This is a genomic window from Rhizobium sp. SYY.PMSO, from assembly GCF_046840415.1.
In the GTDB taxonomy this organism is placed as follows: Bacteria; Pseudomonadota; Alphaproteobacteria; order Rhizobiales; family Rhizobiaceae; genus Rhizobium.
This window is the reverse complement of the sequence record NZ_CP177351.1, coordinates 607,165-622,722: the sequence shown is the minus strand read 5'-3', so window position 1 is coordinate 622,722 and position 15,558 is coordinate 607,165. Positions and strand designations below refer to the sequence as shown.

16 protein-coding genes are annotated in these 15,558 nt (G+C 63.7%); 14 read left to right on the top strand and 2 right to left on the bottom strand.

All coding sequences use genetic code 11. The features are described 5' to 3' along the window. The first annotated feature begins 51 nt into the window (after window positions 1–51). The 5 genes from ACJJVH_RS29545 to ACJJVH_RS29525 are packed head-to-tail and all read left to right on the top strand — an operon-like array spanning window position 52 to window position 5,588. Window positions 52–1,653, top strand: coding sequence for an FAD-dependent oxidoreductase (locus tag ACJJVH_RS29545; protein WP_412066890.1), 1,602 nt, complete (start codon window positions 52–54; stop codon window positions 1,651–1,653). A gap of 59 nt (window positions 1,654–1,712) precedes the next feature. Next, window positions 1,713–2,249 carry a cupin domain-containing protein gene (locus ACJJVH_RS29540; RefSeq protein ID WP_113358320.1) on the top strand — a complete coding sequence of 179 codons (537 nt, stop codon included), beginning with the start codon at window positions 1,713–1,715 and terminating at the stop codon, window positions 2,247–2,249. A gap of 3 nt (window positions 2,250–2,252) precedes the next feature. Next, complete coding sequence (locus tag ACJJVH_RS29535) at window positions 2,253–3,056, top strand: aspartate dehydrogenase domain-containing protein (RefSeq protein WP_113452135.1); 804 nt, start codon at window positions 2,253–2,255, stop codon at window positions 3,054–3,056. Continuing rightward, a complete protein-coding gene (locus ACJJVH_RS29530; RefSeq protein ID WP_113452136.1) occupies window positions 3,056–3,859 on the top strand; it encodes an alpha/beta fold hydrolase in 804 nt (267 codons plus the stop codon). Before ACJJVH_RS29535 ends, ACJJVH_RS29530 begins: the two co-directional genes overlap by 1 nt. Then, a complete protein-coding gene (locus ACJJVH_RS29525) occupies window positions 3,849–5,588 on the top strand; it encodes a cobalamin-dependent protein (protein WP_113452137.1) in 1,740 nt (579 codons plus the stop codon). Before ACJJVH_RS29530 ends, ACJJVH_RS29525 begins: the two co-directional genes overlap by 11 nt. 2 nt (window positions 5,589–5,590) lie before the next feature. Here ACJJVH_RS29525 and ACJJVH_RS29520 read toward each other — a convergent pair whose 3' ends face one another. Next, window positions 5,591–6,331, bottom strand: coding sequence for an SDR family oxidoreductase (locus tag ACJJVH_RS29520; RefSeq protein WP_113452138.1), 741 nt, complete (start codon window positions 6,329–6,331; stop codon window positions 5,591–5,593). A 96-nt stretch (window positions 6,332–6,427) separates the two neighbouring features. Here ACJJVH_RS29520 and ACJJVH_RS29515 point away from each other — a divergent pair, with 96 nt between their 5' ends. Genes ACJJVH_RS29515 through ACJJVH_RS29485 form a run of 7 tightly spaced genes read left to right on the top strand, consistent with a single transcriptional unit; the run spans window position 6,428 to window position 12,633 of the window. Beyond that, a complete protein-coding gene (locus ACJJVH_RS29515) occupies window positions 6,428–7,402 on the top strand; it encodes a thiamine pyrophosphate-dependent dehydrogenase E1 component subunit alpha (protein WP_113452139.1) in 975 nt (324 codons plus the stop codon). A 1-nt stretch (window position 7,403) separates the two neighbouring features. Beyond that, complete coding sequence (locus ACJJVH_RS29510; RefSeq protein ID WP_113452140.1) at window positions 7,404–8,378, top strand: alpha-ketoacid dehydrogenase subunit beta; 975 nt, start codon at window positions 7,404–7,406, stop codon at window positions 8,376–8,378. A 12-nt stretch (window positions 8,379–8,390) separates the two neighbouring features. Further along, on the top strand, window positions 8,391–9,677 hold the full coding sequence (locus ACJJVH_RS29505; RefSeq protein WP_113452141.1) for an acetoin dehydrogenase dihydrolipoyllysine-residue acetyltransferase subunit: 1,287 nt from the start codon (window positions 8,391–8,393) through the stop codon (window positions 9,675–9,677). Between the two features lie 46 nt (window positions 9,678–9,723). Beyond that, window positions 9,724–10,047 (top strand): NIPSNAP family protein, encoded by a 324-nt coding sequence (locus tag ACJJVH_RS29500; protein WP_113383445.1) that lies wholly within the window; start codon window positions 9,724–9,726, stop codon window positions 10,045–10,047. A 1-nt stretch (window position 10,048) separates the two neighbouring features. After that, window positions 10,049–10,915 carry a hypothetical protein gene (locus ACJJVH_RS29495; RefSeq protein ID WP_412066889.1) on the top strand — a complete coding sequence of 289 codons (867 nt, stop codon included), beginning with the start codon at window positions 10,049–10,051 and terminating at the stop codon, window positions 10,913–10,915. A 12-nt stretch (window positions 10,916–10,927) separates the two neighbouring features. Then, window positions 10,928–11,851: a 3-hydroxyacyl-CoA dehydrogenase NAD-binding domain-containing protein gene (locus ACJJVH_RS29490; protein ID WP_113452143.1), complete on the top strand. Its 924-nt coding sequence runs from the start codon at window positions 10,928–10,930 to the stop codon at window positions 11,849–11,851. A gap of 20 nt (window positions 11,852–11,871) precedes the next feature. After that, a complete protein-coding gene (locus tag ACJJVH_RS29485) occupies window positions 11,872–12,633 on the top strand; it encodes an SDR family oxidoreductase (protein ID WP_412066888.1) in 762 nt (253 codons plus the stop codon). Between the two features lie 5 nt (window positions 12,634–12,638). On the opposite strand, the gene ACJJVH_RS29480 is transcribed toward ACJJVH_RS29485, so the two are convergent. Then, window positions 12,639–13,385, bottom strand: coding sequence for a pyrroline-5-carboxylate reductase dimerization domain-containing protein (locus ACJJVH_RS29480; RefSeq protein ID WP_162749179.1), 747 nt, complete (start codon window positions 13,383–13,385; stop codon window positions 12,639–12,641). 49 nt (window positions 13,386–13,434) lie between these two features. Here ACJJVH_RS29480 and ACJJVH_RS29475 point away from each other — a divergent pair, with 49 nt between their 5' ends. Next, the gene (locus ACJJVH_RS29475) at window positions 13,435–14,268 is read left to right on the top strand and encodes a GntR family transcriptional regulator (RefSeq protein ID WP_162749178.1); all 834 of its coding nucleotides are present in this window, start codon (window positions 13,435–13,437) and stop codon (window positions 14,266–14,268) included. A gap of 141 nt (window positions 14,269–14,409) precedes the next feature. After that, window positions 14,410–15,519, top strand: coding sequence for a branched-chain amino acid ABC transporter substrate-binding protein (locus ACJJVH_RS29470; RefSeq protein WP_162749177.1), 1,110 nt, complete (start codon window positions 14,410–14,412; stop codon window positions 15,517–15,519). Window positions 15,520–15,558 lie beyond the last annotated feature (39 nt).

Here is a 15,558-nt window from a genome sequence, read left to right as displayed (position 1 = left end):
AGATTGAAGGGCGTCATCTTATAGTGCTTCTAACACCACTAGGGGAATGAGATGGACACCTTTGATGTTGTCGTTATCGGGACGGGTTCGGCGGCCTGCTCGGCGGCGCTCCGCGCTGCAAAGGGAGGCTTCAAGGTCCTGGCGATCGAGAAGAGCGACCGGCTTGGCGGAACCTCGGCCATGTCCGGCTCGGGTGTATGGATTCCGGCGAACCACATCGCAGCGGCTGCAGGCGTGGCCGACAGCAAGCAGGATGCGCTCGACTATCTTCGCGCAGTTCAGCCCACCGACTGGGCCGAGACGGAAGGCGCCCGCCATCGCGCCTTCGTCGAAAATGCCCCGGCGATGCTGAAATTTGTCTCCGACAACACGCCGATCGACTTCCGGCTCATCGACGAGCCGGACCCCTATGTCGAGGCGCCGGGAGGCAAGAAATACGGGCGCATGCTATCGCCAATGCCGCTTCGCCGCAATCTGGTCGAGAAGCAGGTCGGACGGATGCGCCGCTCCACCCTGCCGCACGTCTTCACCTATCAGGAAAACGTCAATCTCGACCTCTACCATCATCCGATCCGCGCCGGCTTCAAGATGTGGCCGAAGCTGCTTTGGCGGTGGTTGACCAATTCCGGTGCGCAAGGCACGGCGCTGATGACCGGCCTCATCAAGGGATGCCTCGATGCCGGCGTCACCTTCCGCCTGTCGACGAGGGCAGTCGGCCTTGTCCAGGACAATACCGGCCGCGTCATCGGCGTCGAGATCGACAGCAAGGGGCGGCGCGAGACCATTTCAGCTCGTCGCGGCGTGGTTGTTGCGTCAGGCGGTTTCGAATGGAACAAGGAGATGCGCGAGAAGCATTTTCCAGGCCCCTTCGACCGCATCGGCACGCCGTCCACCAACGAGGGCGACGGCCAGAAACTCGCGGCCTCGGTTGGCGCCCATCTCGACCGGATGGATCAGGCAAACGTCTATGTCTGCCTGCCGACACGTTACGAGGGCAAGCGTTACGGCCTGCCGATCAACTTCCTCTACGAGCCGCATTCGATCGTCGTCAACCGGTTCGGCAAACGCTTCGTCAGCGAGGCGCATTTCAACATCGGCGAGGCACTGGACGCGCGTAATCCGGACGGCTCGCCGGTGCATCTCCCCTGCTATCTGGTCGGCGATCATCGCTTCCTGCAATCGGCGATCACCTTCCGCTGGTACGCTTCCTATGAGCGCGACTGGGTCAAGAAGGCCGATACGATCGAGGGCCTTGCCGCCAAGCTCGGCCTGCCGGTTAAGGAGCTGAAGGAATCGATCGAGCGCTGGAACGCGCTCTGCGCCAAGGGCCGCGACGAGGACTTCCATCGCGGCGAACCGGCCTGGGAGCGCAAGAAGGATGGCGGTCAGGTGCGACTGACGCCGATCGACAAGCCGCCCTATATCGGGCTCTCCGTCAACCGCTCGATCATCGGCACCAAGGGCGGCGCGCGCACGAACGAATTTGCGCAGGTGCTGCGCGAAGACGGTTCGATCGTCTCGGGCCTCTACGCCGCCGGTCTCGCCATGGCCAATCCGATCGGCACCCGGGCCGTGGGCGCCGGAACGACCCTCGGGCCGAACCTGACCTGGGGCTACATTTCGGCCGAGACCATGCTGAAGCAGAACCAATAAGCAGCCCGCAGAGAGTGAAGACACGCCTCGCAGAAGGCGACAATCCAGAGGTTTGAAAAATGACGGACATCAAGACTTCGGACATCCCGCCCGGCGTTCACATTTCAGGCCCGGAGGCCCGCGAAAGCTACTGGCAGCCGGTTCCCGCCAACGGCCATGTCGACGTGGCGCTCGCGCCACACATCGTGCCGATGGAATCGCCCTTCGGCATGGGCACGCAATCGGTCGCGCCCGGCGGCTATGTCCGTGAACACACACATGACCGCAACGAGGAGGCCGTGTACATTATCGAGGGCCATGGCCGCGCCGTCGTCGACGGCAAGGAATTTCCGATCGGCCCCGATACGGCGATCTTCCTGCCGAAGAACACCCGTCACATGTTCATCAACGACGGCGAGACGCGCCTGCGCTGGGTCTGGCTGATCGTGCCGAACGGCCTGGAGGACTTCTTCCGCCTGATCGGTAAGCCGCGCAAGCCGGGCGATCGGGTACCATCGAACTTCCCGCGTCCGGAAAACGTCCTTGAGATCGAACGCCAGACCGTCTTCGGCTCGGACCTGAAGGACAAGTTCGATCCGCTGAAGCAGGGCAATTGAGCCATGACGGCGATCGAGCCGACAACCGTTGGATTGATCGGGTTCGGCACACTGGCCCGGCAACTCGTCGCCGCGCTCCCGGATCGGACGGACGGCCCGATCGTCCGCTGGATAGCGCTTCTGCGCGAGGGCTCGACGGCAGCGATACCATCGGACATCACGGTCGTGCGGCGACTTGAGGATATGGTCGCGACACAGCCATGCGTGGTCGTCGAGGCGGCCGGGCAGGAGAGCGTCGCTGCGTGTGTGCCAGCGCTCCTGCGATCCGGTATTTCCGTCATCGTCGCCTCCGTCGGCGCACTTGCCGACGAGACGACGGCGGCGGCCATTGCCGAGGCACGGCGCCAGTCCGGCGCCCGCCTCGTGATGTCCTCCGGTGCTATCGGTGGCCTCGACTATCTCGCTGCCGTCGCGGGCCTTGCGGATACGCGGGTCGTCTATCGGCTGAAGAAGCCGGTCGCAGCTTGGTGCGCCGAGCTCGGAGCGCTTGGCCTTGCCGAAACGACGCAAGCCGTGACCCTCTTCGAGGGAACGCCCGCTGAGGCCGCGCGACTCTACCCGAAGAACCTCAACGCTGCGTTCACTGCGATGCTGGCGGTGCAGCCGGCCCGGATCACCGTCTCCGTCGTCGCAGACCCCGGCATTACTGCCAACATCCATGAGATCGACATCGAGAGCGCTGCAGGCACGGCGAGCTTCCGCTTCGCCAATACCCCCTCTTACGACAATCCCAAGACATCCGCAGTGACGGCGCTCAGCCTGGCTGCCGCCGTGCGGAATTTTCTCGACAAGGGGGTGAAGGCCTGATGCCGTTCCACACAGCGGCCGATGGCTGCCGCGTCCACTACGAGACATTCGGCGACAAGGGTCCTCGCATCATTCTGATCCCGGGGCTCGGTGGCGATGGCCGTTTTTGGGGCGGCGTGGTCGCCGAACTCCGGAACCATTTTCGCCTTGTTGTCGTCGACCATCGCGGTGCGGGACGCAGCGATCGACCGGACGGCCCCTATTCGATCGGCCAGATCGCGTCGGACGTCGCCGACATCATTGCGGCCGAGGGCGGCAATCTTCATATCGTCGGCCATTCGACGGGCGGCGCCATCGTGCAGACCCTGGCACTCGACTACCCCGGCATAGGCCTCAGCTATACGATCAGCAGTTCCTGGGCGCGTGCGGACGAGCGCTTCAAGAGCCTCTTCATAGCCCGGGCGGAGCTTTTGGAAGGCGGCATGGCCGAGGCCTACCAGCGACTGACGCAGGTGTTCGGTTACGAAGCCGCCTATCTCGACGAACATGCCGAGCGCCTTGCGGCAGCCGTCGCCACGGCGGCGACTGCGCTGGCTCCGCTGCCGGTTACCGCCGCGCGCGTGCGCATGCTTCTCGATCACGACCGTCTGACGGATTTGCCGCGCATCGCAGCACCCGTCCATGTCATTGCTGCCGACGGCGATATCCTTACGCCACCCTACCTCTCCCATACAATCGCCGATGCCATTCCCGGCGCGGTCATGACGACGCTGACCGGCGCGCATTTTCACCCGCAGGCGCGGCCGCTTGAGTTCGCCGCCGCGACCCGCCGCTTTCTCGCGGACCTAGATCATGATCGATGATAACACCCCAGCACTGATCGACCCGCGCCTGACGCCGGGCGCCGATCTCCTGAATGCCGGACGCAGCATGGCGCGCGACTGGCGGCTTGGCAGCTGTCTTTTCCTGAGCGAGGCCGGTGTCGCCTCCGAGGCGGAGTGGAAGCGCCGGTGCGCGGCCGAAGGCCGGGTGATGCAGCACGCGCATATCGGATTTCGCGATGTCAATCGCACGATCGAGGCGATCCGGACCGTGCACGGCACCTGTGCCGGGGCTGGCGTCACCGTCGATCGCTTCGGCATCACGCTCGACTGGTCGATGGGCTATCCGGAAGCGATGCGCGCCAAGGCGTCGCGCGGCACCGGCATCGTCTTGAACGGCCCGGAGGATTTCGCCCGCATTACCAATGCGGCGCCGGCGGCGGCGCATTTCGGCGATTTCATGCTCGGCCTGCCGGGTGCAGTGGAAAACACCCGTGCGGCGATCGCCGCGGGTGCGACGGCAGTCGGCAATCTCGGCCAGTATTTTACCTTCCGCCTGCCCTATTGGGACGACGATGTCGCTACAACGGAGGCGACAGTGACCGCGCTCGGCCTGATCGCCGCTCAAGACGAGACGATCCTCGTCCATTCCAATCTAGACGATGGGTTTGCCGGCCTTTTCATCGACATGGCCTGCGCGCTCGGGATGGTGATCGTCGAGAAGCATATCGTCGAGGGACTGATCGGCGCCCGCGTCTCGCATTGCTACGGCCACCACTTCAGCGACCCCCTATCGCGTGCCGCCTTCCACGCAGCCCTGGTGCGCGTCAGCGACACACCGGGCACGATGATCTTCGGCAATACGGTCTCCTATCAGTCGACGCCGGCTGCCAACTACGCAAGCCTCGCGAGCTATCTGTTGGCCGACATCCTTGCGCTTGGCCGCTGGCCGGCCGGCCACGCCGTCAATCCGGTCCCCGTCACCGAGAACCAGCGGATCCCCGATATAGACGAGATCATCGATGCGCAGGGTTTCGCCCATCGCCTCGCATCGCATGCACCCTTCTATGAGCCCGTGATGGATTGGGGAAAGATCGAGGCTATGGCGGATGTCCTCGTCGAGGGCGGTCGCCGCTTCGCGGCTTCCGTCCTGGAAGGGCTTGCCGATCGAGACGTCGATACCAACGATCCGGCGGCGCTGATGTTGGCTATTCGCCGCATGGGCCCGAAGCGGATGGAAGCGCTTTTCGGCCCTGGTCTCGAAGGCGAACGAAGCCGCCAACCGCTCATTCATGCCGAATGGGCACGCGAACTCAATCAGAAGGCCGCCGATTGGGTCGGCCGGCAGGTGCCGCTCGAAGCTGCGCGCAAGCCGGTCGTCTGCATCGGCACGACCGATGTCCACGAACATGGCAAATATCTCGTCGAACAGGCGCTGGAAGGGCTCGGTGCCGGCATCATCGACGCCGGCGTGGCAATCGATCCGGAAACGCTTGTCATGCGGGCGAAGGAAACCGGCGCTGACATGATCGCCGTCAGCACCTACAACGGCGTGGCGCTTTCATATGCCAAGGCGGTAAAAGCAGTCATGGCGTCGCATGGCCTCGACCTTCCCGTCATGATCGGCGGGCGGCTGAACGAAATCCCGAAGGATTCGAATTCCGGCCTGCCCGTCGACGTCCGGTCCGACATTGCCGAAATCGGCTGCCGACCATGCGCCGACCTGGACGAAATGCTGGCGGCCCTGCGCGCCAGCATCGCCTCAGGCTGACGTCACCACGCCGTCATGCCGCCATCGACGGTCAGGATGGATCCGGTCGCATAGGAAGACTCGCCGCTTGCCAGCCAGAGGATCGCCTGCGCGATTTCTTCTGGCCGGGCAACGCGGTGCATCGGCGCCCTGGCATTGAGGGCGGCAACGAAGCCGTCGGGGTCTGGATGGGTTTCGAGGATCTTGTCGAAATAGCTCGACCACGTCGTCCCCGGAGCCACGGCATTCACGCGGATGTCGGCTGCCGCGTGATCGAGCGCCATGGCACGCGTCAGTGCCGCGACGGCTCCCTTCGAGGCGACATAGGCCGCCCGGTCGGCGAGCCCCACATTCGCCACGTTGGAGGCCGTGTTGACGATCGCGCCGCCGCCCGCCATCAGGGGGATCACATGCTTCGAGCAGAGAAAGACGCCCTTGACGTTGACCGCCATCAGCGCGTCCCAATCGGCGGCCTCGATCGTCAGGACCGAGCCGCGGATACCGTAGCCGGCGTTGTTGACCAGAATGTCCACCCGGCCGAACGCTGCTGCCGCCTGCGCCGCCATCGCCTTGACCGCCGTCTCGTCGGACACGTCGACCGCGGCAGCGATGCCAACGATCTGCCTGGCAACGGCCGCGGCAGCCGCGCCGTCGCGATCGGCGACGAGCGCGCGGGCACCCTCGCGCGCAAACAGCGCCGCCGTCGCGGCACCGATACCGGCAGCCGCTCCCGTGACGATCGCGGTCTTATCCTTCAAACGCATTTTTCGCTCCTTTCACAGCCTTCGAAATCTATTTTGCAGAAGCCCTTGCAAAGTGTCGACACTTTTGTATTAAATTTGGAAAGGCATTTGGAGGCTATGGTGAAGAACACACCCTCGGTTGAAGAGCACCTCGAAATCTATCGAAAGATGCTCATGGTCCGTCACTTGGAAGAAGGCCTCGGGGCGCTTCACAAGGAGGGCCGTACGCGCGGCCCGATCCACCGCTGCGACGGCCAGGAAGCGGTCGGCGTCGCTGCCACCGCCGTGCTCGAAGCGAGCGACAAGGTCGCCACGACTCACCGCGGCCACGCCGTCTACATCGGCAAGGGCATGGCGATGCGCCCCGTGATTGCGGAGATCTTCGGGCGGGCAACGGGCGCCTGCGCCGGTCGCGCCGGACACATGCTGGTCGCGGATGCGGAAAAGGGTGTCATCGGCGGCAATGCCATCGTCGGCGCCGGCATACCAGCGGCAACGGGCATGGCACTGTCGATGCAGATCATGGGCCAGGCCAACGTCGCCATGTGCATCTTCGGGGATGGCGCGGCCCAGACCGGCATTTGCCACGAGGCCATGAATATGGCCGCGCTCTGGAAGCTGCCGGTCGTCTTCGTACTGGAGCACAACCAGTTCGGCCTGACTGTCCCCTCCGACGTCCAGTCCTCAGTCGCGGATCTGTCCGTGCGCGCGACAGGCTATGGAATGCCGGCCGAGATCGTCGACGGCAACGACGCGGTTGCGGTCTACCGCGCGGTCGCGGCCATGGTCGAGCGCGCCCGCCGCGGCGAAGGTCCCGGCATGATCGAATGCAAGACCTATCGCCTCGAGGGTTTTTCCACCTCCGACATGGGTGGCTACCAGAAGCCGGAAGATATTGCTGCGTGGAAGGCACGCGATCCCCTGACGCTTTCGCGCCAGGCGCTGCTGCCCGACCTTGGCGAAGCCAGACTTGCCGAAGTCGAGGCGCAGGCAAAGGCTGAAGTTGACGCGGCCTTCGAAGCCGCCCTTTCGGACCCGATGCCGCAATTTGCGATCGACGAAGCATGCAACCCCTATAGCGAGGCGCTCTGACATGGCCCTGATGCGATATGCCGAAGCCCTCAATGCCGCGCTGCGTGAAGAGATGGCTGCCGATCCCTCCGTTTTCCTTTTCGGCGAGGACATCGGCCGCTATGGCGGCGTCTTCAAAGTCACCAAGGGGCTGATGGACGAATTCGGCGAAAGCCGCGTGCGCGACACGCCGATCTCCGAACAGGCTATGACGGCAATGGCTGTCACGGCAGCGATGACCGGCACGCGCCCCGTCCTCGAAATCATGTATGCCGACTTCATCCCGCTTTCGCTCGATGCGCTGGTCAACCAGGCCTCGATCTACAATTACATATGGGATGGCCAGGTTAAGATGCCTTTCGTGCTGCGCACGCAGGGTGGCGGAGGAGCCGGCGCGGGTGCCCAGCATTCGAAAGCATTGGATTCCATGCTTGCCCACATTCCGGGCATCAAGGTGGTTGCGCCGTCGACGCCGGCTGATGCCAAGGGCATGCTGAAGGCCGCGATCCGCGACGACCAGCCTGTCGTCTTCCTCGAACATAAGCTGCTCTACAATACCCGCGGCGAAGTGCCCGATGGCGATGTCATCGTTCCGCTCGGCAAGGCCGCGGCGATGCGCGAGGGCAGCGACGTCTCGATTTTCGCCACGTCCAAGATGGTCGTCGAGGCCGTGAAGGCCGCCGACCTCCTGGCTGCCGACGGTGTTTCGGCCGAAGTCATCGACCTGCGCTCGCTGCGCCCCCTGGATATCAAGGCCATCGTCACCTCGATCGCCAAGACTCACCACGCCGTCGTCGTTAACGAGGGCTGGCGCTTCTGCGGCTACGCGGCCGAACTTTCAGCCACGATCATGGATCACGCCTTCGACGAACTGGATGCGCCGGTTGCCCGTGTGACGCTGCCCGACATGCCGATCCCCTATTCCGAGCCGCTGGAAATCGCGATGCTGCCCAATGCGGAAAAAATCCGCACCGCGGCACTTGCCACGTTGAAGTGAGGAAGGCGCGTCATGGCTAACCATCCGATCAGCATCGAAAGCGCCGGCGGCGAATATATGGAGTCCGTCCTCGTCGTCGCCTGGGCCGCCAAGCCAGGCGAGACGGTCAAAGCAGGACAACTGCTCGTCACCGTCGAGACCGCGAAGGCGGCGACCGAAGTCGAGGCCGATCGCGACGGCTGGCTCGCCGAGATTCATTTCCGCGAAGGCCAGGAAGCACCGGTCGGCGCGGTGCTGGGCACCATCTCCGACGTGGAGCCGCAACTCGCCGCATCGGCGCAGGCTCCCACTCCGACACCCCAGCCTGCCGCACCCAATCTGGAACCGGCTGCCGCGATCGCACGAGAAACAGCGGCCGGCAGGCAACCCGGCGCACGCGTCGTTGCAAGTCCGCTGGCCCGACGCCTTGCGCGGCAAGCGGGTATCGACCTTGCCGATCTCGAAGGCTCCGGCCCGAACGGCCGGATCAAGCAGCGCGACGTTCAGAAAGCGCTCGACGGCCGCGCGGCACGGCCCCCGACCGAAGCCGTTGCTGCCCCATTGCTTTCGCCGCAGCCCGCGCCGAAATCCTCATCCGTTCCGATCATCCTGTTGCACGGCTTCGGCGCCGATCGTTCGGCTTGGCGCCAGGTGCTGCCGCTTCTCGGCAAGGATGTCGATACCATTGCGCTCGATCTGCCCAGACACGGCGCGAACGCCAGTGTGGCGGCCGACGGCGTCGATCATCTGGCCTATTGGGTCTCCGATCAGTTCGAAGCCATGGGCATCGAAGAGGCGCATGTCGTCGGTCATTCGCTTGGAGGGGCGACTGCGCTGGCACTGACCTCGATTGGCCGCGTCGCGGTCCGGTCGCTGACGCTTCTGGCACCCGGCGGCCTCGGGCCCGAGATCAATGGCGGCTTCATTGCCGGACTGACCCGGTCGACCACCGCGGCGGCTCTGGAGCGATGGCTGCACGTCATGCTCGGCGATCCCTCGTCGCTGCCGCAGGGCTATGCACAGGCGGTGCTGCGACAGATGGAAAAGATCGGCAACCGCGCATCGCTGGAGATGCTGGCGTCCCGCCTGTTTTCCGGCGACACGCAGCTTTTCGACACTCTCTCCGCGCTCGGGCGGATCGCAGTTCCGACCCGCATCGTCTGGGGCCGTTCCGACCGCGTCATTCCGGCGACCCATGCACAACGGGCACCCGATTTCGTAGCGGTCCATCTCCTGTCCGGCGTCGGCCACGTACCGCAAATGGAAGCCCCGGCTTTGACCGCACGACTGATTATGGAAACCGTCCGGAGCGCCGCCTGAGAACCATCAACCCAACAGGGATCAAGCAGAAAAAGGGAACAAGTAGATGATCTTCGACCACCGCACCTACACCGCCAAGCCGAACATGCTGCCGAGTTTCCTCAAGCTTTACGAGGATATCGGCCTGCCGATGCAGCGCCACTATCTCGGAGAGCCTTTCGGTTTCTTCCAGACGCATATCGGCGACCTCTCCCGCACCGTTCATCTGTGGAAATACGACAGCCTGGCCGACCGCGAAACGCGTCGCGACCGGATGGAAGCCGATCCCGAGTGGCAGGCCTACCGCCGCAAGGTGATCGAGACGGATTATCTGCTCGACATGCGCAACCAGATCCTCAAGCCCGTTTCCTTCTTCAACCTGGAAAAATAGCATGCGTCTTCTCTTCTCGGCCGAAGGGCAATCCTGGCCGATCAAACTGACCGGCAACGCCGAACGGACGCGCAACGCCATGTTGCGCAACCTGCCGCTGGAGCTGCAGCTCCACACGCCCAAGATCGCCGGCAGCCATATCTACTGGCATGCCCCCTTCGTCGAAGACGTCGAGGGCGCAACGCACGTACTTGACGCACCGGCCGGTGCCTTCATCTACTGGCCGGTGCGCCAGTTCCTAGAGATCACCTTCGCGCCGTTGCAGGCCGAGACCGCACAGGTGACTGTTCTCGGCACGCTCGATGCACCCATCGAGGGCATCGCAGCGCTCGCCGCGACCCTGAAACGCGAACAGGGCCGCCGCATTCTCTCGGGCAGCCTGGCACTCGTCGAAGGTAATGCACCAGCGCCAGCGCCAGCGCCAGCGCCGGCCACCAGCCTGCCGGCGGACATTCTGTCGGCACGCGCTGCTTTGTGGGCGAAATGTCCCAAGGATATCGCAAGGGTGACGGCGTCGCGCGCCATCATGCATCCGGCCGGCCCGGTCTTTGCGGCCGAAGCCGAGGCGCGCGTGTTGCACGAGTTCCTGTGGTGGATCCGCGACGCGCGCGAACAGCGAAGCGAACAGGTCCTGCGCCAGACCGCAGCGCTTGCGCTCAACAAGACCGCGACCCGCCTGCGTGACTTCTGCCACATGGAAGAGACGCCGGCGCTTCTCTTCCGTCTGGAAAAGGCCATGGCGGAACCGCTCGATTTCGGCGTGCTGATTGATGAAACGATCATCATCGCGGGACGCATCGGCGCCTGGCTGGATCTGCTCATCCCGTGGAACGACCTCAACGAGGCCTTCCGCGCCGCACTCGACTAAAAGGACAATCATATGGGCAGGCAGACGATCGGCATTGTCGGCTTTGGGGTGATCGGCCAGCGCTGGGCAGCGGCCTTCGCGCATGCCGGCCACGTTGTACGGGCCTATGATCCCAATCCGGAGCGGGAGGATGACTTTCGCCGGAATTTCCCTGCGCTGAAGGCGGATCTCGATGCGCTCTCGCCGGGTGCCGAGGCACGAGGCGAAATCCGCTTCTTCGACGAAATTGGCGAGACGCTTGCAGGCGTCGACTTCGTCCAGGAGAACGGCCCGGAGCAGATCGACCTCAAGCGTCAGCTGCTGGCCGACATCGAAAATCATGTCGGTGATGCCGTCATCATCGCCTCCTCCTCTTCCGCACTGCTCGTGTCGGACATGCAGACGCAATGCCGCCGTCCCGATCGCATCGTGCTCGGACACCCGTTCAACCCCGTGCACCTCATGCCGCTGGTCGAGATCGTCGGCGGCAAGCTGACCGATCCGGCGGCGCTGGAGACGGCCAGAGCGCTTTATGAGGAGATGGGCAAGAAGCCTGTCGTCATGAGCCGCGAGATCACCGGCCATCTGGCGCTGCGGCTGATGGGCGCCATGTGGCGCGAGGCGATTGCGCTGGTGCGCGACGGCGTGGCCTCGGTCGAAGATGTCGACCGCGCCTTCGTCTACGGCCCCGGTCCGAAATGGGCTCTGCAAGGCTCCTTCATCTCCAACCAGCTGAATGCGGCCGGCATGGAGGATTTTCTGCGGAAATACGGACCGACCTATCAGGCGATCTGGGACACGCTGCTCGACGCCAAGCTGGACGAGGCGACGATCGCGGCCGTGACCGCGTCGACGTCGGAAGCCGTCGGTGGGCGCAGCCAGGAACAGCTGAAGGCCGAGCGTGAAGCCGGTCTGGTGGCCGTGCTGAAGAACATCGCGCAGCACGGTGCCTTGTAATTCACCCAAGGAGAACGACCATGGATTACCGCAGCGCCCTCGTGACCGGCGGTTCCAAGGGGATCGGGGCCGCCATATCGGCAGCGCTGGTGGCCCAGGGACTGACCGTCTATGCCCTTGGCCGCGACCGAGCGGCATTGGATGCGCTGGCCGCTCGGCTCGGTCCGGGGCTGAAGCCGCTGGTCGCCGACGTGCGCGATCATGCCGCCATAGCAAGCCGGCTCGGCAACGCCGAGATCGACGTTCTGGTCAACAATGCCGGCGGCCTGTCCACCGTCCGGCCGTTGCACGAGCAGACCGCGGCGGAGACCGAAGAGGTCATCGCGCTCAATCTGGCGGCACCATTGCAGCTGATCCGCATGCTGCTGCCCGGCATGATCGCAAGACGCCGCGGACATATTTTCAACCTGACGAGCACCGCCGCGTCCGCGGTCTTTCCCGGCACCACCACCTACGGCGCCGCCAAGGCCGGCCTCTCGCAGGCCGGTCGTATCCTGCGCTACGATCTTGCCGGCTCGGGCGTGCGGATGACCGAGATCGCGCCCGGGCGCGTTGAAACGGAATTCTATCTCAAGGCCTTCGACGGCGATGCCGAAAGCCTGCGGGAACGGATGTACACGCATCAGCGGCCGTTGCGACCCGACGACATCGCCTCAGTGCTCGTCTCGGCGCTGCAGCTGCCTCCGCATGCCGACATCGCCGAACTCATCCTGTCGCCTAGCGAGCAGGCCGCCGGTGGCCATGTCTACCCGGTCGCGCCGCAAGCCGTCGATCACGACTGATTCGTTCAGCCCGTCAGACGGGCGAGAACGGCATCACACGCGTCGCGCCATGCATCCGGCTGGCCGCGCTCGCCTAAGACCTTCAATCCGAGTTCGGTTATGCCGCCAGGCGTCACCAGCTCGGCCAGCATATCCTCCATCGGCTGGTCCTTTTCCGCTATAAGCCGCCCTGCCCCGACAAAGGTCTGGGCCACCAGCTGCCGCATCGTCTGCGGATCCGTGCCGTGCGCGGCGCACCATTCGGCGCTTTGCTTCACCAGCGTCTGGGCCCAGCCGTAAATAGCGGCATTGACAGTCGCGATCTCGAATTCGCGTTCGCTGCGCAGCGCGATCGCCGGGCCGACCTGCTCAATCAACCAGCGCGCTTCCGGGATGTCGGGGAAGAACACGGTCGGGCTGGCATTGATTTCCGCCGCCGTCAGCGGCATCGCCCGCACCAGCCGCGCCGGACCCGCCGGCAGGCTCGACAGCCGCACGCCCGCACAGACGGATATCAGCACCTGTTCCGGCCTCCACGCAAGCCCGTCAACGGCAGCCGGCGCATCTTGTGGGCGGACGGCAAGGAGAACGAGATCAGACCTGTGGACAAGGTCCCGGACGTCGGCACAGATTTCCAGGTCGTAAAGCGCGGCCAGTTCCCCCGAGCGGCCCCGCGGAGAGAGCAAAATCGACTTGGAGGGTAGCCCCGCACGCTTCAGGCCTGCCAGCAACGATGCTGCCAGATGGCCCACACCCAGAATTCCGACGATCATTCTTCGCTCCTCAATGATAAATCTTATTGTTGCCAACGCGGCAAACTTGATGAACAAGAATGCGCAAACAACTGTCGACACCAGCTTGCAACAATCGAGACGGGACGCCATGACTGAACGAAACGAACTGAATACAGTCGATGAAGCCCCGTTGGAGGGCGATTCCGAAACGCGGCGTTCGGCTGACAGCAGCGAGCGCGCCTACAACACCATCCGCAAACTTCTGGTGGAGTTCAAGCTCAAGCCCGAGGAGCGGATCAACGAGGTCCAACTCGCCAAGACGTTCGGTGTGTCGCGGACGCCGATCCGAGAGGCGCTGAACCGACTGGCCTCCGAAGGTTTCGTTTCGCTGACCCCGAACCGCGGTTTCTTCGTCCGCAGCTTGAGTACAGAAGGGCTTCTCGATCTTTACGAACTGCGCTCCATTATCGAATGCGCCGCTTTCCGGCTGATGTGCGAACGCGCCGAAGACGACCAGATCGAGCGGCTGCGCGTTTACTGGGAGGCGATCGTAGACGGCTACCGCGATCAACCGGCGGATATCATTCTTGCGGAAGATGAAGGTTTCCATCTGCTGATTGCCGAACTCTCCGGCAATCCGGAATTGGTCAACCAACTGGCGGCGATCAACGCGCGCATTCGCTTCATTCGTCGCATCCAGATTGAGCACCGCACGCATGACAAGGATCAGGTCGCGTCGCATTCGGCGATCGTCGATGCGGCCGTCAGGCGAAACATTGAAGGCGGTGTCGAACTGCTGCGCCAACATATCGAACTAACCGTCTCCGCGACACAGCAGGCGCTCAAGGACGCGCTGTTGAAGGTGTTTTCCCCGAATGAACCGTCGGAACGGCGGCAACGCGGGCGTCCCCGCAATGCGTAGAATTAATCCATCGATAAATTGAACGCAATAGTGTCGACACTTTCTTGACGTGACCTCAATTGTCTGCTTCCATGTCCTCAATCGGCAAGAAGACCGGAACGGCCTGTCGAATGCGACCGAATGACAACAAAGGGGAACATCATGAAGTTCATCGCCTCGCTCGCCGTTGGCGCAGCACTGCTTTCGACGCCGGTCCTCGCCAAGGACATGACGATCGGCCTCGCCGGTCCGCTTTCCGGACCCCAGGCCTATTTCGGGACGACCTGGCATAACGGCTTCAAACTCTACATCGACAAGCTGAATGCAGCTGGCGGCGCCAATGGCGTAACCGTCAAGATCGATCAGGAAGACGATCAGGCCGACCCGCGCCAGGGAACGCTGGTGGCGCAGAAATTCTGCGACGATGACAACGTCATCATCGGCCTCGTCAACTTCAATTCCGGCGTCGCGCAGTCCACGCTGCCGATCTACGAAGATTGCTCGATGCCGACGATGACCTTCGGCTCCAACCCAACGCTGACGCAGCAGGGCTACAAGTTCATGGTCCGCCCAGTCGCCAACGACTTCGCGGGCGCGCTGCTCCCGGCGGAATACGCGCTGCAGAAGCTCGGCGCCAAGACTGCCATCGTCGTCAACGACAAGCAGGTCTTCGGTCAGGGCATCTCGGAAATCTTCGGCAAGAACTTCACGGCGGGCGGTGGCAAGCTGCTCGACACGCTCTCGGTCGCACCGACCGACGTCGACTTCACCGCCGTTCTGGCCCAGATCAAGGCCAAGAACCCGGATGTCATCTATCTCGGCGCGGTGATGCCGCAGCTGGCGCTCTTCGCCAAGCAGATGCACGAGCAGGGCGTCAAGGCGACCCTGATGGTTCCTGATGGCGGATATACGCCCGACTTCATCACCCAGGCCGGTCAGGCCAATGTCCAGGGCGCGACCGTTGCCGTACAGGCTCCGCCGCTTGACGCAACACCGGCGATCGCCGACTTCGCCAAGGCCTACAAGGACAAATACGGTTCCGACGCAGGTCCGTACTCCATCTACGGCTATGTTCAGGGACAGATTCTCGAAGCCGTCCTGAAGAGCACCAAGGGCCTGACCCGCGAAGACATGAACGAAGCGCTGCACAACGTCAAAGTCGATACGGCGATCGGTCATCTCGAATTCGACGACAAGGGTGAGCTGAAGGTCGCTCCGTCCTACCTCTACAAGGTCGACGGAGACAAGTTCGTGCTGGTCGGCACGAAGTAAGCTCCGCCGCGTTCGGCCGGCATGGCCCGGCCGAACCTT